At 74.6% G+C, this 25,804-nt stretch carries 21 protein-coding genes; 10 read left to right on the plus strand and 11 right to left on the minus strand.

The features are described 5' to 3' along the window. Window positions 1–166: 166 nt before the first annotated feature. Both ACFQ9Z_RS38780 and ACFQ9Z_RS38785 read right to left on the minus strand, forming a co-directional pair. Entirely contained in the window at window positions 167–1,228 is a 1,062-nt protein-coding gene (locus ACFQ9Z_RS38780) for a phosphatase PAP2 family protein (RefSeq protein WP_383031613.1), read from the minus strand. 237 nt (window positions 1,229–1,465) lie between these two features. Continuing rightward, window positions 1,466–2,782 (minus strand): mannosyltransferase family protein, encoded by a 1,317-nt coding sequence (locus tag ACFQ9Z_RS38785; RefSeq protein WP_383031618.1) that lies wholly within the window; start codon window positions 2,780–2,782, stop codon window positions 1,466–1,468. 259 nt (window positions 2,783–3,041) lie between these two features. Here ACFQ9Z_RS38785 and ACFQ9Z_RS38790 point away from each other — a divergent pair, with 259 nt between their 5' ends. Together ACFQ9Z_RS38790 and ACFQ9Z_RS38795 are read left to right on the plus strand one after the other, a co-directional pair. Then, entirely contained in the window at window positions 3,042–4,661 is a 1,620-nt protein-coding gene (locus ACFQ9Z_RS38790) for an MFS transporter (RefSeq protein WP_383031624.1), read from the plus strand. 101 nt (window positions 4,662–4,762) lie between these two features. After that, window positions 4,763–5,953 carry an acyl-CoA dehydrogenase family protein gene (locus ACFQ9Z_RS38795; RefSeq protein ID WP_383031628.1) on the plus strand — a complete coding sequence of 397 codons (1,191 nt, stop codon included), beginning with the start codon at window positions 4,763–4,765 and terminating at the stop codon, window positions 5,951–5,953. A 36-nt stretch (window positions 5,954–5,989) separates the two neighbouring features. On the opposite strand, the gene ACFQ9Z_RS38800 is transcribed toward ACFQ9Z_RS38795, so the two are convergent. Then, window positions 5,990–6,427, minus strand: a complete 438-nt coding sequence (locus tag ACFQ9Z_RS38800; RefSeq protein WP_383031632.1) for a cell division protein SepF — start codon at window positions 6,425–6,427, stop codon at window positions 5,990–5,992. 314 nt (window positions 6,428–6,741) lie between these two features. Between ACFQ9Z_RS38800 and ACFQ9Z_RS38805 the strand changes: the two genes are divergently transcribed. The 5 genes from ACFQ9Z_RS38805 (at window position 6,742) to ACFQ9Z_RS38825 (ending at window position 15,393) form a co-directional block, all read left to right on the plus strand. Beyond that, entirely contained in the window at window positions 6,742–7,914 is a 1,173-nt protein-coding gene (locus ACFQ9Z_RS38805) for a DUF5685 family protein (RefSeq protein ID WP_383031635.1), read from the plus strand. Between the two features lie 749 nt (window positions 7,915–8,663). Continuing rightward, complete coding sequence (locus ACFQ9Z_RS38810) at window positions 8,664–9,566, plus strand: S1 family peptidase (protein WP_143635564.1); 903 nt, start codon at window positions 8,664–8,666, stop codon at window positions 9,564–9,566. Window positions 9,567–9,859: 293 nt separating this feature from the next. Next, a complete protein-coding gene (locus tag ACFQ9Z_RS38815; RefSeq protein WP_383031640.1) occupies window positions 9,860–13,360 on the plus strand; it encodes a DNA polymerase III subunit alpha in 3,501 nt (1,166 codons plus the stop codon). Further along, window positions 13,357–14,331 (plus strand): hypothetical protein, encoded by a 975-nt coding sequence (locus tag ACFQ9Z_RS38820; RefSeq protein WP_383031643.1) that lies wholly within the window; start codon window positions 13,357–13,359, stop codon window positions 14,329–14,331. The genes ACFQ9Z_RS38815 and ACFQ9Z_RS38820 overlap by 4 nt, the downstream gene beginning before the upstream one ends. Before the next feature lie 201 nt (window positions 14,332–14,532). Next, window positions 14,533–15,393: an esterase/lipase family protein gene (locus tag ACFQ9Z_RS38825; RefSeq protein WP_383031646.1), complete on the plus strand. Its 861-nt coding sequence runs from the start codon at window positions 14,533–14,535 to the stop codon at window positions 15,391–15,393. Between the two features lie 58 nt (window positions 15,394–15,451). On the opposite strand, the gene ACFQ9Z_RS38830 is transcribed toward ACFQ9Z_RS38825, so the two are convergent. Then, window positions 15,452–16,486 (minus strand): lytic polysaccharide monooxygenase, encoded by a 1,035-nt coding sequence (locus ACFQ9Z_RS38830; protein ID WP_383031651.1) that lies wholly within the window; start codon window positions 16,484–16,486, stop codon window positions 15,452–15,454. Window positions 16,487–16,685: 199 nt separating this feature from the next. Continuing rightward, window positions 16,686–16,820 (minus strand): hypothetical protein, encoded by a 135-nt coding sequence (locus ACFQ9Z_RS38835; RefSeq protein WP_383031655.1) that lies wholly within the window; start codon window positions 16,818–16,820, stop codon window positions 16,686–16,688. A 112-nt stretch (window positions 16,821–16,932) separates the two neighbouring features. On the opposite strand from ACFQ9Z_RS38835, the gene ACFQ9Z_RS38840 reads away from it, so the two are divergent. Then, window positions 16,933–17,553 (plus strand): class I SAM-dependent methyltransferase, encoded by a 621-nt coding sequence (locus ACFQ9Z_RS38840; protein ID WP_383031659.1) that lies wholly within the window; start codon window positions 16,933–16,935, stop codon window positions 17,551–17,553. Between the two features lie 35 nt (window positions 17,554–17,588). Here the strand turns inward: ACFQ9Z_RS38840 and ACFQ9Z_RS38845 are convergent, their stop codons facing one another. Together ACFQ9Z_RS38845 and ACFQ9Z_RS38850 are read right to left on the minus strand one after the other, a co-directional pair. Then, on the minus strand, window positions 17,589–18,089 hold the full coding sequence (locus tag ACFQ9Z_RS38845) for a DUF402 domain-containing protein (protein ID WP_383031662.1): 501 nt from the start codon (window positions 18,087–18,089) through the stop codon (window positions 17,589–17,591). After that, window positions 18,070–18,999: a GNAT family N-acetyltransferase gene (locus tag ACFQ9Z_RS38850; protein ID WP_383031665.1), complete on the minus strand. Its 930-nt coding sequence runs from the start codon at window positions 18,997–18,999 to the stop codon at window positions 18,070–18,072. Before ACFQ9Z_RS38850 ends, ACFQ9Z_RS38845 begins: the two co-directional genes overlap by 20 nt. A gap of 71 nt (window positions 19,000–19,070) precedes the next feature. Between ACFQ9Z_RS38850 and ACFQ9Z_RS38855 the strand changes: the two genes are divergently transcribed. Then, window positions 19,071–19,439: a GntR family transcriptional regulator gene (locus ACFQ9Z_RS38855; protein ID WP_216856679.1), complete on the plus strand. Its 369-nt coding sequence runs from the start codon at window positions 19,071–19,073 to the stop codon at window positions 19,437–19,439. 9 nt (window positions 19,440–19,448) lie between these two features. Here ACFQ9Z_RS38855 and ACFQ9Z_RS38860 read toward each other — a convergent pair whose 3' ends face one another. Together ACFQ9Z_RS38860 and ACFQ9Z_RS38865 are read right to left on the minus strand one after the other, a co-directional pair. Beyond that, window positions 19,449–20,219 (minus strand): DUF72 domain-containing protein, encoded by a 771-nt coding sequence (locus tag ACFQ9Z_RS38860; protein WP_143635538.1) that lies wholly within the window; start codon window positions 20,217–20,219, stop codon window positions 19,449–19,451. Window positions 20,220–20,277: 58 nt separating this feature from the next. After that, window positions 20,278–21,372: a DUF5925 domain-containing protein gene (locus ACFQ9Z_RS38865; protein ID WP_383031671.1), complete on the minus strand. Its 1,095-nt coding sequence runs from the start codon at window positions 21,370–21,372 to the stop codon at window positions 20,278–20,280. 352 nt (window positions 21,373–21,724) lie between these two features. Between ACFQ9Z_RS38865 and ACFQ9Z_RS38870 the strand changes: the two genes are divergently transcribed. Then, a complete protein-coding gene (locus ACFQ9Z_RS38870; protein WP_383031677.1) occupies window positions 21,725–22,531 on the plus strand; it encodes an SGNH/GDSL hydrolase family protein in 807 nt (268 codons plus the stop codon). A 173-nt stretch (window positions 22,532–22,704) separates the two neighbouring features. Here ACFQ9Z_RS38870 and ACFQ9Z_RS38875 read toward each other — a convergent pair whose 3' ends face one another. Then, window positions 22,705–24,393: a nickel transporter gene (locus ACFQ9Z_RS38875; RefSeq protein WP_383031680.1), complete on the minus strand. Its 1,689-nt coding sequence runs from the start codon at window positions 24,391–24,393 to the stop codon at window positions 22,705–22,707. Next, on the minus strand, window positions 24,390–25,804 hold a 1,415-nt coding region (locus ACFQ9Z_RS38880; RefSeq protein ID WP_383031682.1), incomplete at its 5' end, for a tetratricopeptide repeat protein. The genes ACFQ9Z_RS38875 and ACFQ9Z_RS38880, both read right to left, overlap by 4 nt.

The raw sequence follows: 25,804 nt of genomic DNA on the forward strand, positions 1-25,804 counted from the left end.
GCTCGGCTGGGAAACCCCAGCCGAGCGTCTGTCTAAACTGCTCGCCGCCACACGTCAGTGATCACGTGTTGCGACGACCACTGGAATCCGCCCTTACGGGGGCGGGGCCTTCGCGGTGGCCGCCGGGGTCGCTCGTGCGTACCGGACCCCGCAGGTGTGCCGGGGGTCAGCCGCCCGAGGCGGGACGGACCGGCTGGGAGGCGCCGCGCGGCAGCCGGTCGGCGTGCGGCGGGCGGCGGCTGCCCGCCGGGGTGACCGGGGTGCGCTCCGAGCGGGCCGTGTGCGGGCTCGGGGCCATGTGCATCGGCGCCCGGGGGCCGCGCACCGACGCCACCGGCTCGCGGGCCGGGCCGGACGGCTCGGCGTGTGCGGTACGCGGCTTGAGCACCACCGGGGTGACCGGCACGGCCGAGGGGGTTCCCCCCGAGGGAGCGGGTTCGGCAGCGGGGGTGGGGACGGTACGGCCGCGGCGGGCGCGCCAGCGGTCGCGCAGGTCGAAGATCGCGGTCTCGGACCGGGCGATCAGCGGCTCGCACCACGGCAGCGCGAGCAGGATCAGCAGGCCCGCGGCCCAGCCCAGCAGCACGTCGCTCAGCCAGTGCGTACCGAGGTAGACGGTGGCCATCCCGACGCCCAGCGAGGTCACGGCCGACACGGCGGACAGCCAGCGGCGCGCGGTCGGGGTGGAGGCCAGGTAGGCCAGGATCCCCCAGGTCACCACCGCGTTCGCGGTGTGGCCGCTGGGAAATATATCGCCGCCGAGACCCATCTCGTTCGAGCCGATCACGGTGGCGTAGTGCGGGCCGAGCCGGCCCATGCCGTACTTGGCGGCGCCGACCGTGATGTTGAGCAGCAGCAACGAGGCGCCGAGGGTCAGCAGCGGGCGGAGCGTGTGCTGCCGCCAGGACCGCCAGCCCAGCCAGGCGGCGACCATCACGGCGGTGGGGCCGCGCTGGCCGAGCACCACGTAGTAGTCGACGAACCAGTGGATCTCCGACCACTGCTGGTACGGGCGGAAGAACATGACCAGCCAGTCGAGCCGGACCAGCCAGGAGGTGATCACCACGGCCCACACGATCGCCAGGTAGAAGGCGAGGGTCGCGGTGAACAGCACGACCCGGTGCCGGCTCATCCGCGGCACATCGATGTGGGCCGGCCGTTCCGGCTCACGGTCCAGCCTGGCGAACACCCGGTCCAGACGCCGGGTGAGGTTTGGTTCGGTACGCACCCGCTCGACGTTACAGTGAGTGCGCTCTGCTCCCGGTCGAAACAGCGGCTTTGTGATGACGATGTGATGTGGGAAACCTCTCAGGGGCCGCCGAATTCCTGGGATTCCGCAATCCGCTGAGCCTGCTTCCTGCAATTCCTTTGATCATTCCGGGTGGCGGTTATATCCCGCTTATGAATTCGTTCACCGAATCATGGTGTCGAATTCAGGACGCGCTCATCGGGCCGCAGGAGCCGATCACGGCGGTCCGGAGCCGTTCAGCCAGAACGCGCCGTACACCGCGGACGCCACCGCCAGACCCGCCGTGACCAGCGCCGATCGGGCGGTCCGCGGCCGGGCCAGGGCGCGGGCGAGCGGGAACAGCAGCGGGAACGCCGGCATCAGCAGCCGCGGCTTCGACCCGAAGTAGCTCGAGGCGCACAGGGCGAGCGCGAGGACGACCCCCGTGTACACCAGCAGGGGGAGGGGCTGACGCTGCCGCACGCCGGTGGCGTACAGGACGCTCAGCAGCACCACCCCGGCGATCAGGGCGACGCCGGCGAGGGCCGACGGCAGTGACGTGAACTTGTCGGCGACGAAGCGGGCGAAGGCGTATCCGCCGTCGAACCCGTTGCGCCAGCCGGCCTGCACGTCCAGATAGCCGAGCGGCCCCTTGCCAGTGCGCCGGCCGACCCACAGCACGTAGCCGGCCGCGCCCAGCGGGGCTAGGAGCAGTCCGAGCACGCGGCGCCAGGCGGTCGGGTGAGGGGCGCGGGGGGTGAGGGGCAGGGCGCGTGTCGCGTGCAGCGCGCCGTCCGGCACGGACAGGGCGCGCGTCGGTTCGTGCGCGCCGCCGGGGTACGCGACGCGCCCGGCGCGCACATCGGCCGCCGGACCGTGAGCGCCGTCGCCGCCGCAGGCGTCGCCCGCGCCCCGCTCCCTCACGAAGGTGAGCACGCCCGCCGCCCACACCGCCGCGACCACCGCGAGACCCACCGGCCGGGTCAGCCCCGCCAGCGCCGCCAGCACACCCGCGCTCACCCACCGGCCGGTCAGCACGGCGTACAGCGACCAGGCGGCCAGCGCGGTGAACAGGGACTCGCTGTACGCCATCGACTGCACGATCCCGACCGGCAGCACCGCCCACAGCAGTACCGCGCAGACACCCGCCCGGGGCCCGTACACCCGGTCCGCGACCGCGAAGACGCCCCCGGCCGCGGCCAGCGAGGCGAGCAGGGACACCACCAGACCGGCGTCGGCGTACGACAGCGGCGTCACGGCGTGCAGCAGCCGCTCCAGCCAGGGCAGCAGCGGGAAGAACGCCAGATTGGAGTGGACGTCGCCGTTCGGCAGGCGCACCTCGTAGCCGTAACCGAGCTCGGCGACCCGGGTGTACCAGAGGGAGTCCCAGCGCGCGCCCAGCAGGGTGAGCGCGCTGCTGCCGCGCGCGGCGCTCCAAGCGGCCAGCACGAGCAGGCCGAGGATGCGGACGGCCGCGTACCCGAGGAGGGCCGGGGCCGCCCGGCGCGGGAGGGTGCCGCGGGCCGGGGCCACGCGCGTAGCTGGGTCGGTCACGGGCTCGATTATCGACCGGGTCCCGGACCGGGCCGCCCGCCGGGTCCCGCACGGCGGCCCGCGAGGTGGCGCACGCCACACGGGTTGGGTCCCGCGGGTGAGAGGTCCGCCACGTGTGCCCAACACGGACTCGCGTACGCTGGCGAGTCACCCGCGTGGGTTTGCGCGGGCCGGAGACCCCGCTCCTCTCCGGCCGTACGACGGAGGTTCCCGCTCCGCCGGTCCGCCGCACGCGAGGGATCATCTGGGAGGTACGTACATGTCCGGGACGACCGCGGCCGCCGTCCGGCCGCGCCGTCGGGCGGCCGGGGCCGGTGCCAACCGCTGGGTGGTCCTGGTCGTCCTCTGCGTCAGCCTGCTGCTCGTCGCCCTCGACGCGACCGTGCTGCACGTGGCGGTCCCCGCCGTCACCGAGGACCTCAGGCCCGGCGCCGTGGAGCTGCTCTGGATCGTCGACGTCTACCCGCTGGCCTGCGCCTCGCTGCTGATCCTCTTCGGCACGCTCGGCGACCGCGTCGGGCGCAGACGTGTGCTGCTGCTCGGCTACACCCTGTTCGGCGTCGCGTCCGCGGTGGCCGCCTTCGCGCCCAGCGCCCAGACGCTGATCCTCGCCCGTGCGCTGCTGGGCGTCGGCGGCGCGATGATCATGCCAGCGACCCTCTCGATCCTCCGCGAGGTCTTCCCCGACCGGCGCGAGCGCGCGCTGGCGATCGGCGTGTGGAGCGCGGTCGCCGCCGTCGGCGCCGCCGTCGGGCCGCTGCTCGGCGGCTTCCTGCTGGAGCACTTCTGGTGGGGTTCGGTGTTCCTGGTCAACATCCCGCTGATGCTGGTCAGCCTGCCGGTCGGGCGCCTGCTGCTGCCCGAGTCCCGGGGCGAGCGCGACGGCCCCTGGGACGTCACCGGCGCCCTGATGGCGGCGGCCGGCCTGTTCGGCGTGGTCCTGGGCGTGAAGCGGCTCGGCGGCGGGGAGCCCGCCGCGAGCCCGTTCACCGTGGCCCCGCTGCTGCTGGGCGCGGCGCTGCTGTTCCTCTTCGTCCGCCGCCAGGGGCGCCGCGCGCACCCACTGGTCGACCTGCGGATGTTCCGGCGGCCGGCGTTCACCACCTCCGTGGGCTGCATCGTGCTGGCCATGCTCGCGCTGGTGGGCCTTGAGCTGATCGCGGCGCAGTACCTGCAACTGGTGCTGGGTCTGTCGCCGCTGCGCACGGGCCTGCGGCTGCTGCCGCTGACCGTCGCGGCGATGGCGGCGGGCCTCGCGGGCGCCCGGATGCTGCGCCGCTTCGGACCGCGCCGGATGGTCGCCGTCGGCTTCTGCCTCACCGCCGCCGCGGTCGTGACCCTGACCGCGATGGGCGGCGACGACAACGCGGCGCTGCTGCTCGGCGGCTTCGTGCTGCTCGGCTTCGGTCTGGAGACCACCCTCTTCGGCGCCTACGAGTCGATGCTCAGCGAGGCCCCGGCCGAGCAGGCCGGCGGGGCCGCGGCGATCGGCGAGACCTCGTATCAGCTCGGCGCCGGGATCGGGATCGCGCTGCTCGGCAGCGTGATGAACAAGGCCTACGCGCCCGGCCTCGCCTCGGTGCCGGGCGTCCCCCCGGGCGCCGCCCGGGAGGCGGGCCACTCGCTCGGCGAGGCCTACGAGGTCGCCGGGCGCCTGGGCGGGTCCGCCGGGGAGTCCCTGCGCCTCGCCGCCCGGGAATCGTTCGTGCACGGGCTGCACGTCACCCTTCTGGTCAGCGCCGGCCTGCTGCTGCTGGGCGCGCTGATGGCGCTGCGGCTGCCGCGGGTCATGCACTGCGGTGAGCCGGCCGAGGGAGAGGCCCCCGCGGCGGGGGTGCCCTCCCCGCGGGAACCGCAGAAGCCGAAGGTGTCGGCCTGACCCCGCGCTCTGGACGTGCGGGACACTGCACCGTAACGTCGGCCGGAGAGACGTAACTAGCGCTGCTAGTTTTTGTGTACCAGTGTTCCGGAGGGTGTCCCATGTCCGCGTCCGCGAAGCTGCCCCCGTTCGACGCCGCCGACCCGCTCGGGCTCGACGACCTGCTCGGCCCGGAGGACCTGGCGATCCGGGACACCGTCCGCGGCTGGGCGGCGGACCGGGTGCTGCCGCACGTCGCCGACTGGTACGAGAAGGGTGAGCTGCCCGGCATCCGGGACCTCGCCCGGGAACTGGGCGGCATCGGCGCGCTCGGCATGTCGCTGACCGGCTACGGCTGCGCCGGGGCCACAGCCGTGCAGTACGGACTCGCCTGCCTGGAGCTGGAGGCCGCCGACTCGGGCATCCGCTCCCTGGTCTCGGTGCAGGGCTCGCTCGCGATGTACGCGATCCACCGGTTCGGCAGCGAGGAGCAGAAGGGGCAGTGGCTGCCCCGGATGGCCGCCGGCGAGGTGATCGGCTGCTTCGGGCTCACCGAGCCCGACCACGGCTCCGACCCCGCCTCCATGCGGACCCACGCCAAGCGCGACGGCGACGACTGGATCCTGAACGGCCGCAAGATGTGGATCACCAACGGATCGGTGGCCGGGGTGGCCGTCGTCTGGGCGCAGACCGAGGACGGCATCCGCGGGTTCGTGGTGCCGACCGACCGCCCCGGCTTCTCGGCGCCCGAGATCAAGCACAAGTGGTCCCTGCGCGCCTCGGTCACCAGCGAGCTCGTCCTGGACGACGTGCGGCTGCCCGCCGACGCGGTGCTGCCGGAGGTCACGGGCCTGCGCGGGCCGCTGAGCTGCCTCTCGCACGCCCGCTACGGCATCGTCTGGGGCGCGATGGGCGCGGCGCGCAGCAGTTTCGAGGCGGCCGTGGAGTACGCGAGGACCAGGGAGCAGTTCGGGCGGCCCATCGGGGGCTTCCAGCTCACCCAGGCCAAACTCGCCGACATGGCGGTGGAACTGCACAAGGGGATCCTGCTCGCCCACCATCTGGGGCGGCGGATGGACGCCGGCCGCCTGCGTCCCGAGCAGGTCAGCTTCGGCAAGCTCAACAACGTCCGCGAGGCCATCGAGATCTGCCGTACGGCGCGGACGATCCTCGGGGCCAACGGGATCTCCCTGGAGTACCCCGTCATGCGGCACGCGACGAACCTAGAGTCGGTGCTCACCTACGAGGGCACCGTCGAGATGCACCAGCTCGTGCTGGGCAAGGCGCTCACCGGGCTCGACGCCTTCCGGTGAGCCGCCGAGGAGGCAGGGCCGGTGAGCGGCCCTGCCTCAGCTCTGGTTGAAGAAGCCGTCCTCGCGGCGTGCCGCCGGCTCACCGCTGACGATCTCGGTGTTCGAGGGCGTCAGCAGGAACACCCGGGTCGCGACCCGCTCGATCGTGCCCCGCAGGCCGAAGGTCAGGCCGGCCGCGAAGTCGACCACGCGCTTGGCGTCGGCGGGCTCCATGGCCGTGAGGTTCATGATGACCGGGATGCCGTCCCGGAACAGCTCGCCGATCGCGCGGGCGTCCCGGAAGCTGTCCGGGGTGACCGTGCCGATCCGGCGGCCCTTCTCCTCGGCGGTGTCCGTGGCCACCTTCACCCGCGGGTCCGTGACCCAGGCGTCCGCGGACCCGGTGCCCTCGGAGTAGTCGTCGTCGTAGTAACGCTCGTCATCGTTGTCGTCGACGAGGCCGAGCCACGCACTCGCCTTGCGTACCGATCCCATGGACGCCTCCTCTCACAGCGGTCCTTCTTGCTTTCCGCATCCCTATGGTCATCCATGATGCGGACCGTGCGCCAAGTGGATAGACGCCGCGCGGGGGGTTTGTGACGGTACTGGTGCACAGCGGATCCGTCGAGACTCCGTGTGCCCCAAGGGCCGGGACTCATACGGCTGCTGACTGTGAGTGAAATATGATTGTCGCTGGCGGTCGGGTGATACACGGAGCGTACGGGTGAACGGCGTATCTGATACGACCCGACAGTCGGCCGATACGATGCCGCGTCTCGAAGTCGCGGCACACCACGGGGGATCGTCGTATGTTCGGAATCGTGCGGCCATGCAGTCACCGGCTGGGGGAGGGGATGCGGGCCCAGTGGATGGCGCACCTGTGCGGGCTGTGTCTCGCCCTGCGCAGTGACCACGGGCAGTTCGCCCGCGTCGTCACCAACTACGACGGCCTGCTGATATCCGTCCTGACAGAGGCTCAGGCCGGCTCGGTGGAGGGGTCCCGGCGCACCGCCGGGCCGTGCGCGCTGCGCGGCATGCGGACGGCGTCCGTCGCCCAGGGCGAGGGCGCCCGGCTCGCCGCTGCCGTCTCGCTGGTCCTCGCCTCCGCCAAGGTGCGCGACCACGTCGCCGACCGGGACGGGCTGCTGGCCCGCAGGCCGGTCGCCCTCGCGGCCCGGCGGGTCGCGGCGAGCTGGGGCAGGGCCGGGGCGCACAGCGGCGCCGCCGTCGGGTTCGACACCGGCGTCCTGGTAGACGCCGTCGACCGGCAGACCGGCATCGAGGCCCTGGCGGGATACGGCACCCCGCTGCTGACGGTCACCGAGCCGACCGAGACGGCGACCGCGGCCGCCTTCGCGCACACCGCCGTGCTCGCCGGACGGCCGGGCAACGCCGAGCCGCTCGCCGAGGCCGGCCGCCTCTTCGGCCGGCTGGCGCACCTGCTGGACGCCGTCGAGGACCGGGAGGCGGACGCGCGCTCCGGCGCCTGGAACCCGCTCGCCGCCACCGGCACCCCCCTCACCGAGGCCCGCCGGCTCGCCGACGACGCCCTGCACGGCATCCGGCTGGCGTTGCGCGAGGCGGAGTTCACCGACGGCGGGCTGGTCCACCTGCTGCTCGTGCACGAGCTGGGCCGCTCGGTGGACCGGGCGTTCGGCGGCCACTCGTGCGGACACGCGCCCGAGGCCTCCTTCGGGCCGCCGCCGGGCCACAGGGCGCCCCCGGCTCCCGGCAACCCGTACGGGCACCCCTTCGGGGGCGAGCCGCCGCGCCCGGACAAGCGGGGCTTCTGGGCCGGGTGCGCGGCCGCCCTGGGGCTGTGCTGCACCTGCAAGGTCTGCTGCGCCGACGAGTACGAGGGCCCCTGGTCCCGGAAGAAGCGCGAGGGCTGCTGCGGCAACTGGGACTGCTCATGCTGCGAGGCCTGCCAGTGCTGTGAGTGCTGCGAATGCTGCGAGTGCTGCTCGGGCTGCGACTGCTAGGACCTGGACTGCCGGGGGTGCGAGTGCCGGGGGCGTGAGCGCCGGGGGTGGTCGGGGCTGACCGCCAGGGCGGGAATGCCGGGGCCGGGGCGGTCGGGGCTGACCGCCGGGTCCGGGAGTGTCAGGGCTGCGGGTGCTGCTCGGGCTGTGACTGCTCGGACTGGGGCTGCCGGGGGCGGGCGTGCCCGGGTTACGAGTGCAGCGGCCGGGACGGCCGGGGCGACTGACCGTGGGTCCGCGAGTGCCGGAGCGGGAGCGTCCGGGATGTGACCGTCAGGGCCTGCCGCGTCCGGGCCGGGGCCATCCGGAGGGGTGAATTCCGGCCATGCGCGGGACGCGGGCGGCCGATGGTGACGGTGTGGCGCCCGCCGCCTCCAGGGCACGCGGCCGGTCCGGCGTGCGGGCGGCGCCCGCGGCGCCCGCGGACGCGGGCGCGGCCTCGTCCCCGCCGGTGGAGGCACGTTCGCACCCATCGGAGCACGTCCCGGCGCCACCGGCCGTCCGGCCGCGCGCGGCGCCCCTCGCGGCCTTCGCCCTGACCGGGTGTCAAGAGAGCCACAGGCATAGGTGGTTCAAAGCTTGACGGCCGAAAGGCACCCTTGTGCCGACCGGCCGTTCGGCCGAATACTCCCCCTCAGCGCTTGTCAGGGGCATGAGCGTTGTTCGGTACCCCGGACAAGTCCCTGACTGCGCCTCACCGGGCCCCGACCCCACGCGGGCCCTCGACTTCCCCTGGGAGGGAATGAAACGTGAGGATCAAGCGCACCACTCCCCGCAGCGGCATCGCAAGACGGACCCGGCTGACCGCCGTGGCGACCGGCTTCCTCGCCGCGGCGGCGTTCGCCGCCCCCACCGCGAACGCCAGCGACGCCCACACCTTCAGCGCCAACCAGCTCACCAGGGCGAGCGGCTCCGTTCTCAAGGCCGACATCCCCGGCACCGCCTGGGCCGTGGACGCCAAGACCAACCGTGTCGTCGTCACCGTCGACAGCACGGTGTCCCAGGCGGAGATCGCCAAGATCAAGCAGCAGGCCGGCAGCGAGGCGGGCGCCCTCGTCGTCAAGCGCACGCCCGGCAAGTTCAACAAGCTCATCTCCGGCGGCGACGCGATCTACGCGAGCAGCTGGCGCTGCTCGCTGGGCTTCAACGTCCAGGACTCCAGCGGCAACTACTACTTCCTGACCGCCGGTCACTGCACCGACGGGGCGGGCACCTGGTGGTCGAACTCCTCGCACTCCACCACGCTCGGCACCACGGCGGGCTCCAGCTTCCCCGGCAACGACTACGGCATCGTGCGCTACACCAACAGCTCGGTGACCAAGTCGGGCGCCGTGGGCAGCCAGGACATCACCAGCGCCGCGACGCCCTCGGTGGGCACGACCGTCTACCGCCGCGGGTCCACGACCGGCACCCACAGCGGCCGCGTCACCGCGCTGAACGCGACGGTCAACTACGGCGGCGGCGACATCGTCTCCGGCCTGATCCAGACCACCGTGTGCGCCGAGCCCGGCGACTCCGGCGGCCCGCTGTACGGCGGCTCCACGGCCTACGGTCTGACCTCGGGCGGCAGCGGCGACTGCACCTCCGGCGGCACGACGTTCTTCCAGCCGGTCACCGAGGCGCTCAGCGCCTACGGGGTCCACGTCTACTGACGGGACCGCCTGCCACGCCCCCGCGGCCGGACGCGGCCGTGACGGCTCCGTGACGGCACAGGCCCCCGCACGCTCCTCGCGTACGGGGGCTTTCGCCTGCCGCCCGGCGGCCCCGATGCGGAGCACGGCATTCCGGCCGGCGCCCCACGGTGCCCGGCCGGTGGGCGTTTGCGCAGGTGGGAGGGGCTCCTCGGGATGTCGCACAGTTGTTCGAGAATGGAGGTATGGTGGGTGACGGAGTAGGGAACTGATGTTCGAGAGCTGTTCGGGGCTCACGAGTGCGGGAGGTGCGTGTGCCGGGCTTCGCGCATCTGCACACCGTCTCCGGGTTCTCCCTGAGGTACGGCGCCTCCCACCCGGAGCGGCTGGCCGTGCGCGCCGGGGAGCGGGGCATGGACGCCTTGGCCCTCACCGACCGCGACACCCTCGCGGGGACGGTCCGCTTCGCCAAGGCGTGCGCCGGGGCGGGGGTGCGCCCGCTGTTCGGCGTGAACCTGGCGGTGGCCGGGCCGGAGACCGCCGCGCGGGAAAGGCGCCGCACCCCGGTGCGGGGCGGCGCCTTCGTCGACGAGTCGGCTCCCCGGGTGACCTTCCTCGCCCGGGACGGCGCCCGTGGCTGGGCCGACCTGTGCGGAATCGTCACCGCGGCGCACGAGGGCGGGGGAACGCCGCTGCTGCCCTGGTCCGGCAACCACGGCGACGGCCTGACCGTACTGCTCGGGCCGGACTCGGACGTGGGCCGCGCCCTCGCCGCCGGACGTCCGGACCGGGCCGCGAGACTGCTCGCCCCGTGGCGCGAGGTCTACGGCGACGCGCTGCGGCTGGAGGCCGTCTGGCACGGCCGCGCGGGCACCGGCCCCGGCTCCCTGCGGCTGGCCGCTCGTACTGTCGGCTTCGCGGCCGAGCAGCGGGTCCGGCCGGTGCTCAGCAACGCCGTGCGCTACGCGGACCCCGGCCAGGGCCCGGTCGCCGACGTCCTGGACGCAGCCCGCCGGCTGGTGCCGATCGACCCCCGCAAGGAGCTGGACTCGGGCGAGGCCTGGCTGAAGGACGCGCCGGCCATGCTGGAGGCCGCCGAGCGGATCGTGGCGGCGGCCGGCTACCGGCGCGACACCGCCCGCCGGCTGCTGGAGCAGACCGGGGCCACGGCCGCCGAGTGCCTGGTCGACCCCGAGGACGACCTCGGCATCGGCACCGTCCACTTCCCCGAGGCGCACCTCGTCGGCGCGGGCCGCCGCACCGCCCAGCGGGCGCTCGCCTCGCGGGCGGCGGCCGGGATGGTGCGGCTCGGCCTCGGCGGCCGGCGCGAGTACTGGGAGCGGATGCACCACGAGCTGGACATCATCGCCCACCACGGGTTCGCCTCCTACTTCCTCACCGTCGCCCGGGTGGTGGACGACGTGCGGGAGATGGGGATCAGGGTGGCCGCCCGCGGCTCCGGCGCCGGCTCCCTCGTCAACCACCTCATCGGCATCGCGCACGCCGACCCGGTCGAGCACGGGCTGCTGATGGAGCGCTTCCTGTCCAAGGAGCGGGTGGTCCTGCCGGACATCGACATCGACGTGGAGTCCGCGCGCCGGCTGGAGGTCTACCGGGCGATCATCGGCCGCTTCGGCGCCGAACGGGTCGCGACCGTCTCCATGCCCGAGACCTACCGGGTGCGGCACGCCATCCGGGACGTGGGGGCCGCGCTGTCCATGGACCCGGCCGAGATCGACCGGGTGGCCAAGTCCTTCCCGCACATCCGGGCCCGGGACGCCCGCGCGGCGCTGGAGGAACTGCCCGAGCTGAAGGAGCTGGCGGGGGAGAGGGAGAAGTACGGCAGGCTCTGGGAACTGGTCGAGGGCCTCGACGCCCTGCCGCGCGGAGTCGCCATGCACCCGTGCGGGGTGCTCCTGTCCGACGCCTCCCTGCTCGCCCGCACGCCGGTGGTGCCGACCAGCGGCGAGGGGCTGCCGATGTCGCAGTTCGACAAGGAGGACGTGGAGGACCTCGGGCTGCTCAAGCTGGACGTGCTGGGTGTGCGGATGCAGTCGGCGATGGCGCACGCGGTCGCCGAGGTGGAGCGGGCCGCGGGGGAGCGGATCGACCTGGACGCGGTGGCGCCGGGCGACCCGGCGACGTACGGGCTCATCCGGTCCGCCGAGACGCTGGGCTGCTTCCAGATCGAGTCGCCGGGCCAGCGCGACCTGGTGGGCCGCCTGCAGCCGAGCACCTTCCACGACCTGGTGGTCGACATCTCCCTCTTCCGGCCGGGGCCGGTCGCCGCCGACATGGTGCGGCCGTTCATCGAGGCGCGGCACGGACGGGCGCCGGTGCGCTACCCGCACCCGGACCTTGAGGAGGCGCTGAAGGACACGTACGGGGTCGTCGTCTTCCACGAGCAGGTCATCGACATCGTCTCCGTCCTGACCGGCTGCGGGCGCGGCGAGGCCGACCGGGTCCGGCGCGGGCTGTCCGACGCGGAGTCGCAGGGCCGGATCAAGGTGTGGTTCGCGCAGGCCGCGGCGGCGAACGGGTACGACGCGGAGACGATCCGGCGGACCTGGGAGATCGTGGAGGCCTTCGGCTCCTACGGCTTCTGCAAGGCCCATGCCGTGGCCTTCGCCGTGCCGACCTACCAGTCGGCGTGGCTGAAGGCGCACCACCCGGCCGCCTTCTACGCCGGGCTGCTCACCCACGACCCCGGGATGTACCCCAAGCGGCTGCTGCTGGCCGACGCGCGGCGGCGCGGGGTGCCGGTCCTGCCCCTGGACGTGAACGTGTCCGGGGTCGCACACAGGATCGAACTGGTGTCTGAATCGGGGGTGTGGGGGCTCCGGCTCGCCCTCTCCGACGTGCACGGCGTCAGCGAGGCCGAGGCGGAGCGGATCGCGGACGGACAGCCGTACGCCTCCCTGCTGGACTTCTGGGAGCGGGCCCGCCCGAGCCGCCCGCTCGCCCAGCGGCTGGCCCAGGTGGGCGCGCTGGACGCGTTCGGCGCCAACCGCCGTGACCTGCAACTGCACCTGACCGAGCTGCACCGGGGCGCCCGGGGCGGCGGCGGGGACCAGCTCCCGCTCGCCGGGGGTCGCGAGACCGCCCCGGCCGGCCTGCCCGACCTGACCCCGGAGGAGCGGCTCAGCGCCGAGCTGGGCGTGCTGTCCATGGACGCCTCCCGCAATCTGATGGACGACCACCGGGAGTTCCTGGAGGAGCTGGGCGTGCTGTCCGCGCGCCGGCTGCGCGATGCCGGGCACGGGGAGACGGTGCTGGTCGCGGGGGCCAAGGCGGCCACCCAGACCCCGCCGATCCGGTCCGGCAAGCGGGTCATCTTCTCCACGCTGGACGACGGCTCGGGCCTGGTCGACCTCGCCTTCTTCGACGACTCCCACGACGCCTGCGCGCACACCGTCTTCCACTCCTGGCTGCTGCTGGTGCGCGGCGTGGTGCAGCGGCGCGGCCCGCGCAGCCTCAGCGTGGTGGGCTCGGCCGCCTGGAACCTCGCCGAACTGCTCGAGGTGCGCCGCGAGGAGGGCCTCGACGGGGTCGCGGCCCGGCTCGCCGGGCCGCCCGGCGGCGCCGCGGACGGCCCCGCGCCGCAGGACGGCGGCGGGCCGGCCCGGGCCCGGGTCGCCGGTTCGGACGGGCTGCCCCGGCCGGCCGGTTCGGCGGCCGGCGACCCGATGGACGGCCGGACGATCCGCATGCCCACGGGGTACCGGATGCACCCCTGGGCCGATCTGCGCCCCGCGGGCGAAGGGCCCGCGGTGGGAAGGAAGTTGTGGCACCAGAGCCCGGGGAGTGCGGGATGACGATCCTCTGCGTACGTTTCCAGCTGCCGCCGACGCACGAGGCGGCCCTGTCCGGGCTGCTCGGGCTGCTGGAGGAGTTCACCCCGGTCGTGGAGGCGCTGCCGCCGGACGGGGCGCTGGCCGATCTCCGGGGCGCCGAGCGGTACTTCGGGCGCAGCGCGGTGGAGCTGGCCTCGGTGATCCGGGTCCGTGCCCTCGCGCTGCACGGCGTCGACTGCCTGATCGGCGCCGGACCGGGCCCGATGCTGGCCCGGATGGCGCTGCGCGAGGCTCGTCCCGGAGTGACCTGCGCCGTCCCCGCGGAGCCGGACGCCGTCGCGGAGTTCCTCGCCGGCCGGCCCGTGGCCGCGCTGCCCGGCGTCGGCCCCGCGACCGCCCGCACCCTGTGCGAGTACGGCCTGGACACCCTCGGCCGGGTGGCCGGCGCGCCCCTGTCCACGCTCCAGCGGCTGATCGGCGCGAAGGCGGGCCGCGAGCTGCACGAGAAGGCGAACGGCATCGACCGCGGCCGGGTCGTCCCGAACGCCGTCTCCCGCTCCCTCGCCGCCGAACGCGCCTTCGAACTGGACGAGCTGGACCCCGCCCGGCACCGCAGGGCGCTGCTGTCCGCGGCCGGGGAGATCGGCGCCCGGCTGCGCGCAGTGGAGAAGGTCTGCCGCACCCTGACCCTCACCGTGCGCTACGCCGACCGCTCCTCGACCACCCGCAGCCGCACCCTGGCGGAGCCGACCGCGCACTCGGCGGCGCTGACGAGGGCGGCCTACGGCATGTACGAGTCGCTCGGCCTGCAGCGCGCCCGGGTCCGCGCGCTCGCCCTGCGCGCCGAGGGCCTCACCCCCGCCGACCAGGCCGCCCACCAGCTCACCTTCGACCCCGTGGACGAGAAGGTCCGCCGCGTCGAGGAGGTCGCGGACCGCGCCCGGGCGAAGTTCGGGCCCCGGGCGGTGATGCCGGGGGCGCTGGCCGCCTGAACGCGCCCGCCCCGGTCCCCGGTGAGGGTCCGTCAGTGCGCGCTGACGGCCCTCGGGTTATCACTGGAAGTTTTTACTGACGCGTAACTTCACGCCTGCACTACCCGCCCGTAACTTGACGAGTGAACAGCATCCTCGTGATCCGGATCACAGGGACAGGTCGTCCGCCGCACCTCCCTTGAGCCGCAAGGAGATCACACGATGCTGCCCTGGAAGCGACTGCTCAGACCCCTCGCCGCGCTGGTCCTCACCGCCGCCGTCGCCGTCGTCCCCGCCGCCGCCGCGCACGCCGGCACCGCCCCCGGTTCCGGCTGGAACGACTACTCCTGCAAGCCCTCCGCCGCCCATCCCCGCCCGGTCGTCCTGGTCCACGGCACCCTGGGCAACTCCGTCGACAACTGGCTGTCCCTCGCCCCGTACCTGAAGCACCGCGGGTACTGCGTCTTCTCCCTGGACTACGGCCAGCTGCCCGGCGTCCCCCTCTTCCACGGCCTCGGCCCCATCGACAAGTCGGCCGAGCAGCTCGCCGCCTACGTCGACAAGGTGCTCGCCGCCACCGGCGCCGCCAAGGCCGACCTGGTCGGCCACTCCCAGGGCGGCATGATGCCCCGCTACTACCTGAGGTTCCTCGGCGGCGCCGCCAAGGTGAACGCCCTCGTCGGTCTCGCCCCCGACAACCACGGCACCGACCTGAGCGGACTGACCAACCTGCTGCCCTACTTCCCGGGCGCCGAGGACCTGGTCAGCACCACCACCCCCGGCCTCGCCGACCAGATCGCCGGCTCCGCGTTCCTCACCAGGCTCAACGCGGGCGGCGACACCGTCCCCGGAGTGCACTACACCGTCATCGCCACCAAGTACGACGAGGTGGCCACCCCCTGGCGGGACCAGTACCTGAGCGGCCCCGACGTGCGCAACGTCCTGCTCCAGGACCTGTGCCCGCTCGACCTGTCCGAGCACGTGGCGATCGCGCTGACCGACCGGATCGCCTTCCACGAGGTGGCCAACGCCCTCGACCCGGCCCACGCCACGGCCACCACCTGCGCGTCGGTCTTCAGCTGACGCGCGGCCGGGGCCCGTCCGGCCTGAGCCGCCGGACGGGCCCCGGAGCCTCCCGGGCTCAGCGGCCCGGCCGGCCGCCCGCCGAGCGCCGCCGGACCGAAAGGAACAGCGCCGCCGAGCCGAGCGCCAGGGCCGCCGCCCCGCCGACCGCCACGTACGAGGTGCCGGTGGAGGCGCCGGTCTCGGCCAGGTCCGGCGCGCCGCCGGCGGCCGCCGGCCGGTTGGGCGCGGCCGCCGTGGCGGGCCGGGCGGACGTGCTCGCGCCGGCGTCCCCGTGCCCGTGGTGCTCGAGCCTCGACCGGCCGGCCCCGGCCTCGATCTGCGCGTCGGAGGGCGCGGAGGCGCTCGGCGCGGGGGTGCTCGCGGCGGTGCCGCCGCCCGTCCCGCCGGTGCCCGCGTCGTCTCCGTTGCCGCTGCCGCTGCCGCTGCCGCTGCCGCTGCCGTTGCCGCTGCCGCCGTCGGCGGCGCCGCCGAAGTCCACGTCGGAGCAGGAGTAGAAGGCCTCCGGGCTGTCCGAGCGCTGCCAGACCGCGTACAGGAGCTGCCTGCCGGTGCGCTCGGGAAGGGCGCCCGTGAAGGTGTAGAACCCGCCCGAGGCGACCGGGTCGGTGACCGTCGCGACCGGGTGCTCCAGGTCCAGGCCGGACCAGGCGAGCGGCTTCGCCGGGTCGTGTCCGGGCTTCGTCGCGTACACCGTGAAGGTGCCCTTGTGCGGGGCGGTCACCCGGTACCTGAAGGTGCGGACCCCGCTGTGCACGCTCGTCGCCGGCCAGTCGGAGCGGGCCAGGTCGAGACCCTTGAACTCCTCGTTCCCGGCGCTGCACAGCTTGCCGTCGGGGATCAGCTCCCGGTGCCGCCCGGCGGCGTCGCCGATCCGGATGCCGTTCCAGTCGTACAGCGCCTGGGTGCCGCCCGCCGCGACGGCCGCCCGGCACGCCGCCGACCGCGGGCTCTCCGGGCCCTCCGCATAGCACTGGGCGACCCGGCTGACCGGGTCGCCCATCGAGCCGTGCGCGGACGCGGGCACGGCGGCGAGCGCGCTCATGCCGAGAGCGGCGACGGTGACGGCGGCGGCCTTGCGGGGTGCGGGCATGCCAGAACTCCTTGGAACGGTCCACCGGGGGCGGGTCGGATCCCGTGGGGTTGATCGAAGCTAGCCCCGGGGAGCCGGGAAATCGCCTGCTGGGGGCGGTTCCGGGAGATCCTTATGGCGGAGTTAAGGGAGGGCTGAGACTGGGCTCAGGTTGCGGCCGTGCGGGACGGGGTGAACGCTTGGGCGGCTCCGGACGGGCCTACCCGTCGGGCCACCAGGTGCGAGCGATGTCCTTTCGCACCTCCGGACGCCCCGCCGGGCGCTCCTCCGCCTCTTCGCGGAGCCGGCGGATGTCCGTCCTCTTCAGCGGCTTCTGCACGTTCACACGGCGCATGGCTGCCTCCTCACAGGCCTACCGGGTTCCGCGTTGCGGCGGAGATAGACGCTTTTGGGAAGACTTGCCCATCGATGCCGGATTGTCAGTGGCGGATGTCACTCTTCGGTACATGACGAACGAGAGCTGCCGACGGACCGCGACGGACGCCGGGGTGGACTGGGACGCGCAGGCCGCCGCCTTCGACGACGAGCCGGATCACGGCCTGCGGCCCCCAGGGGTGCGGGCCGCCTGGGCGGACCGGCTGCGCGGCTGGCTGCCCGGGCACCCCGCCGACGTCCTCGACCTCGGCTGCGGCACCGGCAGCCTGTCGCTCCTCGCCGCCGAGCAGGGACACCGGGTGACCGGGGTGGACAGCTCCCCGGCCATGGCCGCCCTGGCCCGGGCCAAGCTCGCCGGGCGGGACGCGGTGGTGCTCCAGGGGGACGCCGCGTCACCGCCGGTGGGCGAGCGCCGTTACGACGTGGTCCTGGTCCGGCACGTGCTGTGGACGCTGCCCGATCCCGAGCGCGTCCTGCGCCACTGGCGCACCCTGCTGCGGCCCGGGGGCCGGTTCGTGCTGGTGGAGGGCGTCTGGGGGACCCTGGACCCGGTCGGCATACCCGCCGACCGGCTCGTCGCCCTGCTGGAGCCGGTCGCCCGCCACACGCGCGTGGAGCGGCTGTCCGACGACCCGGAGCTGTGGGGCGGAGCCGTGGACGACGAGCGGTACGCGGTGCTGGCGGGCGTGTAGCGGCGGACGGGGCCCGCCGCCGGTCCCGGGCGGTCTCAGGCCAGCAGGTCGTCGAGACCGCCCCCGCGGGCCAGTGCCTCCAGTTCGTCCAGCGCGGCCACGGCGGCGGAGGCGGCCACGGGGTCCCGCTCCGCGAGCCCGCTCGCTGCGAACTCGTCCTCGTCCAGCCGCCGCACGTCCGTGCCGTCGGCGGAGCGCCAAAGGTCGAGGTCGAGGTCCTCGACGACCAGTTCGGCGCCGGCCCGGGTGGCCGGCCGGGTGACGTCGCAGTACCAGCCCTTCAAGGCGCCGTCCCCGGCCCGGACCTCCTTCACCGAGTACCACCGGTCCAGCCAGTAGTGCTCGGTGAACACGTCACCCGGCTCGAAGCGCACGAACCCGAAGTCGCGCACGCCCCCGCCCGCCCACGGGGCCCGCACCGACACGCGGGCGCCGTCCTCCCGCAGCAGCTCCGCCGGGTAGCGGATCTTCGTACAGCCGCCCTTGACCAGGACGACCTCCACCCGGCCGGACGGCTCAGCCGGCCGCGCGGACATAGCGCACCTCCGACGCGCAGACCTCGTACCCGAGCCACTTGTTGACCGCGATCATCGGTTCGTTGCCGGCGTCGTTGCCCGTGAAGGCCTCCGTGACGCCGGCGGCACGGGCCCGGTGCAGCGAGTGGATCTTGACGAGCTTGGCCAGACCGCGGCCGCGGTGGGCGCGCAGGGTGCCGGTCATCGCGGTGGTGTAGCGGGCGGCGCCGTCGGTGTAGGCCACCGTGAAGGCGACCGGCCGGCCGTCGACGACCGCGGCGGTGGTCAGCTCGCGGTTCAGCAGCGGGTGCCGCCAGTTGTGTTCGAGCCAGGCGTCGTAGTCGGTGAACTCGACCGGCACCATGCCCGGTTCGTCGGTCACCGTCGCCGCGTCCAGCTCGAACAGCGGACGCGGGTCGTCCGCGAAGTCCGCGGCCGTGCGCAGCTCGACGCCCGGCGGGGTCTCCAGGAGCGGCGGGAGGATGCCGTCCGCCAGGTCGAGGCGGAGGAAGTGCGCTCGCCGGGCCGGCGCGTAGCCGCACCGTTCGGCGAAGGCGCGGTTGGCGGGCTCGTCGAGGACCCAGCTGTACAGCTTGGTCGCGCCGACGGCGGCGAGGTGCTCCTCGGCCGCGCGGACGAGCAGCCGGCCGGCTCCCCGGCCGGTCCGGTCCGGGCGCACGTAGACGTTGAGGAATCCCTGGCCCGGCTCCGGGCTGTCGTGCGCCAGGGAGACCCCGGCGGCGCCGATCACCTCCCCGTCCTCGACGGCGATCAGCGAGCGGAAGTGGGCCTCGGGATGGCTGTGGGCGACGAGGTGGCGGACCGATTCCGGGGTGAACAGCATGTAGGGGAGGGTGAGATGGCGGACCCGGGCGTAGGCCTCTGTCTCGGCCGGCACGTCCAGGCGCAGATCGCGCACGATCACTGTCATGGGGAGGCACCGTACGGGCCGGGGCGCCGGGGGTGCCTCCCATTTTCCGCCGGGTGCGGGACAATCGGCCTGTGAGCCTGAAGATCCACATCGATGACAGCGCGCCGCCGTACGAGCAGGTGCGGGCGCAGATCTCCGAGCAGGCGCGGTCCGGGGCCCTGCCGGTCGGGTACCGGCTGCCGACCGTGCGCGGGCTGGCCGAGTCGCTGGGACTCGCGGTGAACACGGTGGCCAAGGCGTACCGGGCGCTGGAGGGCGACGGGGTGATCGAGACGCGGGGCCGCAACGGCACGGTCGTGGCGGCCGCCGGCCCGGCCGCGGTGCGCGAGGCGGCGTCGGCCGCGCAGGCCTACGCGGAGCGGGCGCGCCGGCTCGGGCTGGCGGAGGAGGACGCCCTGGCCGCCGTCCGCGACGCCCTGCGGGCGGCCTACGGCGAGTAGCGGCAGCGGTCAGCGCGCCGGCGCCGGCTCCGGTGTCCGGGTCGCCGCCAGGCCTGCCCTGCGCGCCGCCCGCGCGAACGTCACCGCGTCCTGGACCGCCGCACCGCCGGGGTCGTTGTTGAAGTAGGCGAACACGTCCTCGCCCTCGGGCCAGGTCGTCGCGATCCGGTCCACCCAGGTCTCCAGGGACCGCCTGCCGTAGCGCGGCCAGGGCTGGGCGCGCCCCTGGTGGAAGCGGACGTAGCCCCAGCCGGCGGTGCGCCACAGCGGGGTGACCGGGCGGGCCAGGACGTCCGCCCAGCACAGGGCGGCGCCCCGCGAGGACAGCACCTCGCGCACCTCGGCCGTCCACCAGGAGTCGTGCCGCGGCTCGACGGCGACCCGGGTGCCCGGCGGGAAGCAGGCCAGACAGGCGTCCAGCAGGGACGGGTCGGCCCGCAGGGTGGGCGGGAGCTGGAGCAGGACCGGGCCCAGCCGGTCGCCCAGGCCCGCCGCGTGGGTCATCAGCCGGTGCACCGGCTCCTCCGGCTCCCGCAGGCGCTTGATGTGGGTCAGGTAGCGGCTGGCCTTGACCGCGACCACGAAGTCCGGTGGCACTCGCACCCGCCAGGCGGCGAAGTTGTCGTACGACGGGAGCCGGTAGAAGGCGTTGTTCAGCTCCACGGTCAGGAACCGGCGCGTGTACTCCTCCAGCCACAGCCGCGCCGGAACCCCGGCCGGGTAGACGACCTCCCGCCAGTCCTTGTACTGCCATCCCGAGGTGCCCACGAACACGGTCATAGGGCCATGAAAGCACCCGGCTCCGCTGCCGACAGGTCCGCCGCCACCGGGCCGCCGGTCACAGGTACAGCCCCGCGTCCGCCCCGTCCCGCGCTCCCGGCACCGAGGTCGGCGCCGTGCCCCGGCGCAGCGCGTACAGCTCGGCCAGGGTGGCGCCGTCCCGGCCGACGCCCTCCTCGGTGCCGAGCCAGCCGGCCGCCTCGGCGCGGCTCAGCGCCCCCACCTCGATGCGGGCCAGGCAGCGGCCGGGCCGTACGACGGCCGGGTGCAGGCGCTCCAGGTCCTCGTTGGTGGTGACGCCGACCAGGACGTTGCGGCCCTGGCCGAGCAGGCCGTCGGTGAGGTTGAGCAGCCGGGACAGGGCCTGCCCCGCGGTGTGCCGGGCCTCGCCCCGGATCAGCTCGTCGCAGTCCTCCAGCAGGAGCAGCCGCCAGCGGCCCTTGCCCGCCGCGTCCTCCTCGCCGATCGCGATGTCCATCAGGTAGCCGACGTCGGAGAAGAGCCGCTCCGGGTCGAGCACGCAGTCCACCTGGCACCAGTCGCGCCAGGAGCGGGCGAGCGTGCGCAGCGCGGAGGTCTTGCCGGTGCCGGGCGGCCCGTGCAGCAGGAGCAGGCGGCCGGCGATGTCCTCCGGTGTCGTCTTCATCAGGCGGTCCATCGCGTCCGCCACCGGCGCCGTGTAGTTGGGCCGGATCTCGTCCCAGGTGCCCGCCGAGATCTGCCGGGTGGTGCGGTGCGGGCCGCGGCGCGGGGAGACGTACCAGAAGCCCATGGTCACGTTCTCCGGCTGGGGCTCCGGTTCGTCGGCCGCGCCGTCCGTCGCCCGGTCCAGGACGGTCTTCGCCAGCTCGGCGGTGGTCGCGGTCACCGTGACGTCCGCTCCCCGGTTCCACCGGGAGACCAGCAGCGTCCAGCCGTCGCCTTCGGCGAGGGTGGCGCTGCGGTCGTCGTCGCGGGCCGCCCGCAGCACCCGGGCGCCCTCCGGAAGCAGGGTCGCGCCGGAGCGGACGCGGTCGATGTTCACCGCGTGCGAGTACGGCTGCTCGCCCGTCGCGAAGCGGCCGAGGAACAGCGCGTCGACGACGTCGGACGGCGAGTCGGAGTCGTCGACGTGGAGCCGGATCGGCAGTGCGTCGTGTGGGTTCGCAGACATGCCCGCCATGATCCGGCACCGATGCCCTCCGCGCACGGCATTTCCACCCCTAGTCCCGGGTGTCCACACGCCTGCCGCGAGCCCGGATCCCGGCGGCCGCCGTGCTCGTTGACGGGGTGTCATCAGGGCCCTCGCGGACGCCGCGGCGGCGGACCGGCGGGGCCGCCCGGCGCTGCGCGGGGCGGGCGGGTCGCCGACGCGCAATACGCCGGGCGGTGAACGTCCTGGGGTGATTGCGTCGAGGGCCGGTGAGGAGTCGTTGAGCCCGAAAAAGTTTTGGCATGGACACTTCCAGTCAACACGCGTAGTTGCTACGACAGTTACGGCAGAGATCCTGCTAAACGGAGGTTCCATGAGACGTTCCCGACTTACCGGATTCGTGACCTCGCTCCTCCTCGCCGCCGGCATCTCCCTCACCGGGGCCGCCACGGCGCAGGCCTCCTCGGCAGCCGTCACGGGTGGCTACGTGGCGCTCGGCGACTCCTACTCCTCAGGGGTCGGCTCGGGCAGTTACATCAGTTCCAGCGGAAGCTGCGACCGCAGCACCAAGGCGTACCCGTACCTGTGGAACGCCGCCCACAGCCCGTCCTCGTTCGCCTTCAACGCCTGCTCGGGCGCCAGGACCGACGACGTGCTGGCCAACCAGCTCGGCTCGCTCAACTCCTCCACCGGCCTGGTCTCCATCAGCATCGGCGGCAACGACGCCGGTTTCGCAGACGTCATGACGACCTGTGTGACCTCGTCCGACAGCACCTGCCTCGCCAAGATCAACACCGCCAGGGCGTACGTCGACTCCACGCTCCCCGGCAAGCTCGACGCCGTCTACAACGCGATCAGCGCCAAAGCCCCGTCCGCCCGGGTCGTCGTCATCGGCTACCCCCGCTTCTACAAGCTCGGGCAGACCTGCCTCGGCCTCTCCGAGACCAAGCGGTCCGCGATCAACGACGCGGCCGACTACCTCGACAACGCCGTCCAGAAGCGCGCCCTCGACCACAACTTCGTCTTCGGTGACGTACGCACCACGTTCACCGGCCACGAGATCTGCTCCAGCAGCTCCTGGCTGCACAGCGTCAACTGGCTCGACATCGGCGAGTCGTACCACCCGACGGCGGCCGGCCAGTCCGGCGGCTACCTGCCGGTGCTCACCAACGCGGCCTGAGCCGGGCGGGTGAGGCCGTCGAACAAGGCCCTTCCGTGGCCGACCCGTGGGAGTGAACCCGCCGGGCGAGCCCGGAGGTGACGCGGAGGCCCCGTCCGACGGGGTCTCCGTCGCGGTCGTACGGGTCCCGGGAGCGGCCGCGTGAGGCGCCCGTGTCCACGGCGGTGCACGGCTCAGCCGACCGCGGACACGGCCCCCTTGAGCAGCAGACCTGCGCCCAGGGCGACGACGGTCAGCGCGGACGCCAGTGGCAGGGTGCGGCGTACCAGCCCGGCCACCGGGTGGGACGTCCAGCGCGGCCGCCGGTCCAGCACCCGGGCGACGCCCGAGCCCAGTCGGACCACCGCGAACCCGGCCGCCGTCAGGGTCAGCGCCAGGCCGGCGCCGTACGCCACGATCAGCAGCAGCCCGAACCAGGCCTTGCCGAGCGCCGCGGCGCCGACGAGGACGACCACGGCGGAGGGGCTGGGCACCAGACCGCCGGCGAAGCCGAGCAGGATCGTGCCGCGCAGGGTCGGGGCGGTCGGATGGCTGTGGGTGTGGCCGCCATGGGTGTGCACCACACCGCCGGAACGAGGGTGGTGGTGCTCTTCGTCGGGACGGTGGTGATGCCCGTCGTGGTGCTCGTGCCGGCCGTGATGGTGATGGTCGTGATGGTGATGCCCGTCGTGGTGATGGCCGTCGTGACGAAGGCCATTGTGCTGAACGCCATTGTGGTGATGACCGTGGTCCGGGCGTTCGGCGCCGGCGGCTTCCAGGGCCGCGCCCACCAGCGCCGGCGGGGCGTGCTCCGGCACGGACCGGGCCCGCGGGCGCGAAGGCCGAGGCGCGCGGTCACGCCAGGCCCGGCGCACCAGCCCGGCGCCCGCCGCGAGCACCAGGGCGCCCCCGGCCACGCCCAGCCAGGCGATCACCGACGGCGCGGCCGCCGAACCGGCGGTGACGAGCAGACCGAGGGCGACCACGCCGAGGGTGTGGGTCACCGTCACCGACGCCGCGAGGGGCAGCACGTCCCGCACCCGGGACCGGCCCCCGCGCGCGGCCGCCGTCGCCGCCATCAGGGTCTTGCCGTGCCCCGGGGCGAGGGCGTGCAGGGCGCCGAGGACCACGGCGACGAGCAGCGCCAGCGCGGCGAAGCCGAGGGTGAGGTCCCGCCGGGCCACCAGGTCGTCCAGGGCGCGGGTCCAGCGGTCGGCGCCCCGGGGCAGCACGGCCGCGCCGGGCGCGGCCTGCCGCTCCCTCGCCAGGGCCGGTCCGCCGGGCCGCACCCGCAGCGAGGCTCCGGCGGTGTCGGCCGGCGAGGACAGCAGGTCCTTCGGATACGTGGTCAGCTCGTGCGAGACCGACCGCCGCGGCACGTCCGTCGCGGTGAGCGTCATCCGGTCACCGCGCGCGGTGACCTCCCGCCAGCCGGGGCCGCCGGCCGCCGCGCCGTGGAAGCGGAGGGCGAGCGGCCTGCCCCCGGGCAGCGGCGCGGTGAACCGGCACTCCAGACGCAGGGTGTGCAGCCCCGCCTGCCCGGGCCGCAGCCGGGCCCGCGCGCTCGCGGGGGTCAGCGCGGTGGCGCGTCCCGCCACGGTCAGGGAGCTGTCCTCGGCGGCCGCGGCGCACCGACGCCCGGCCCACGCGTTCAGGCCCAGCCGCCGCACGGCCGGCTGGGCCTGGGTCGCCGGGATCTCCGCGAGATCCTCCACGTGGTCCACGAGGAGCCGGCCGGGGGCGACGACGAGGCCGTCGTACCGGTTCACCGTGAAGTTGCCGAGGGGGTGCGCACTCGCCGTCGCGGCGGGCAGCAGCGCGAGACCGCAGGCGGCGGTCAGGACGGCCGCGGCCAGGGCGGCCGGGCGGCGGCTGAGCGTCACCTGGCGGCCCCCAGCGCCTTCCGGGCCTCAGCCGCGCCCTGCGGCGAGAAGCCGGGGTTCAGCCGCAGCGCCGCCCGCAGCGAGGCACGGCCCCGTGCCGTGCGGCCCGTCGCCAGCTCGATCATGCCGCGGTGGTACAGGAAGGCGGCGTTGCGGTAGCCGGTGGCCGTGGCCCGGCGGGCCGGCGAAAGGGCCTCCTCGTCACGGCCGTTGACGTGCAGCGCCCAGGCGAGGGCGTCCGCGGTGTGCACGGTGCGCCGGCGGCCCCACTCGGCGCGGGCCGCGCGCAGCGCGGACGCCTTGTCCCCGTGGTCGGCGGCGGCCAGCGCGGTGTCCAGGTCGGCGTCGACGCCGTTGGCCCTGGCGAGGGCGGTCCAGGCGTCCACCAGCGCGTACTGCTCGCGCGCCCGCGCCCCGTCGCCGGCCGCGCCGCGCGCCTCGTACAGCTCGCCGAGCGCGACCAGCGGCCCGGGCAGCGGATAGCGGGCGACCACGGTCCGCAGCCCCCGGATCGCCTCGTCCCGGTGCCCGCTCGCCGCCTGCGCCCGGGCCCGGCCCTCCAGCGCCGGCAGATAGGTGTCGTCGGCGGCCAGGGCCCGCGCGTAGAAGCGGAGCGCGGACGCGTACCGCCCCTGGTTCCAGGCGAGCTGGCCGAGCTGGGCGGCCACGTAGGCGACGTCGCCGGGGGAGGCGGCCGCGTCGAGGGCCTGCCGCAGGACCCGCCGGGCCGTCGCCACGTCCCCGCGCAGCTCGCGCACGTAGGCGTACCGGGTGAACACCGGCACGCCCGGCCTGCGTTCGTCCGCCGTGCGGGCGGCCCGCGACGCCTGCGCGTACCGGCCGAGCTCCACCAGGGCGTCGACACGCGAGCACAGGGCGCGTTCGCTGTACGGGTTTTGCCGCAGCGCCCGGTCCGCGTAGCCGAGGGCGCCCGCGAAGTCGTGCCGGGCGGCGGCGAGGGCGGCCCGGCCGGCCAGCGCCTGGTCGTCGCCGGGCGCAAGTGCCAGGGACCGCGCGAGAGCCTTGTCGGCCTGCGGGTAGCGGGCCGGGTCGCCCTTGGTCCGCGCCTGCTCGACATAGGCCAGACCGAGGGTCGCCCAGCCGCCGTGGTCCCGTGGCTGCGACCGCAGATGGGCCTGGAGTGCGGCCACGGCGGCGTCCAGGTTCCCGCCGCCCAGCAGACCGGGGTCGACGGCGCCGGAGGCCGCTGCCGGCACCGTGCGGCCGTCCCGCACGGCTCCGGCGGCGATCGCGCCGCCGGTCAGCGCGACCGCCAGCAGCACCGCGGGTCCCGCGAGCCGCGCGGCCCGCCACCGCCGTGCGGCGGCCCCGGTCCGCCGCACGCCGGCCACCCGCTCGTCGGCCCCCGCCTCGCCCCGCGCCCCGTCCGGCCGGGCGCCGGGCCCGGGCC

It is taken from the genome of Streptomyces sp. NPDC056580, from assembly GCF_042793175.1.
Taxonomy (GTDB): domain Bacteria; phylum Actinomycetota; class Actinomycetes; order Streptomycetales; family Streptomycetaceae; genus Streptomyces.

What these genes read in the sequence shown, in the direction of transcription:
- ACFQ9Z_RS38825 (WP_383031646.1), top strand. Translation starts at nt 14,533, where the DNA reads ATGCTGCCCTGGAAGCGACTGCTCAGACCCCTCGCCGCGCTGGTCCTC.
- ACFQ9Z_RS38860 (WP_143635538.1), bottom strand. Translation starts at nt 20,219, where the DNA reads ATGACCGTGTTCGTGGGCACCTCGGGATGGCAGTACAAGGACTGGCGG.
- ACFQ9Z_RS38845 (WP_383031662.1), bottom strand. Translation starts at nt 18,089, where the DNA reads ATGTCCGCGCGGCCGGCTGAGCCGTCCGGCCGGGTGGAGGTCGTCCTG.
- ACFQ9Z_RS38840 (WP_383031659.1), top strand. Translation starts at nt 16,933, where the DNA reads ATGACGAACGAGAGCTGCCGACGGACCGCGACGGACGCCGGGGTGGAC.
- ACFQ9Z_RS38795 (WP_383031628.1), top strand. Translation starts at nt 4,763, where the DNA reads ATGTCCGCGTCCGCGAAGCTGCCCCCGTTCGACGCCGCCGACCCGCTC.
- ACFQ9Z_RS38850 (WP_383031665.1), bottom strand. Translation starts at nt 18,999, where the DNA reads ATGACAGTGATCGTGCGCGATCTGCGCCTGGACGTGCCGGCCGAGACA.
- ACFQ9Z_RS38790 (WP_383031624.1), top strand. Translation starts at nt 3,042, where the DNA reads ATGTCCGGGACGACCGCGGCCGCCGTCCGGCCGCGCCGTCGGGCGGCC.
- ACFQ9Z_RS38800 (WP_383031632.1), bottom strand. Translation starts at nt 6,427, where the DNA reads ATGGGATCGGTACGCAAGGCGAGTGCGTGGCTCGGCCTCGTCGACGAC.
- ACFQ9Z_RS38830 (WP_383031651.1), bottom strand. Translation starts at nt 16,486, where the DNA reads ATGCCCGCACCCCGCAAGGCCGCCGCCGTCACCGTCGCCGCTCTCGGC.
- ACFQ9Z_RS38805 (WP_383031635.1), top strand. Translation starts at nt 6,742, where the DNA reads ATGTTCGGAATCGTGCGGCCATGCAGTCACCGGCTGGGGGAGGGGATG.
- ACFQ9Z_RS38820 (WP_383031643.1), top strand. Translation starts at nt 13,357, where the DNA reads ATGACGATCCTCTGCGTACGTTTCCAGCTGCCGCCGACGCACGAGGCG.
- ACFQ9Z_RS38870 (WP_383031677.1), top strand. Translation starts at nt 21,725, where the DNA reads ATGAGACGTTCCCGACTTACCGGATTCGTGACCTCGCTCCTCCTCGCC.
- ACFQ9Z_RS38865 (WP_383031671.1), bottom strand. Translation starts at nt 21,372, where the DNA reads ATGTCTGCGAACCCACACGACGCACTGCCGATCCGGCTCCACGTCGAC.
- ACFQ9Z_RS38835 (WP_383031655.1), bottom strand. Translation starts at nt 16,820, where the DNA reads ATGCGCCGTGTGAACGTGCAGAAGCCGCTGAAGAGGACGGACATCCGC.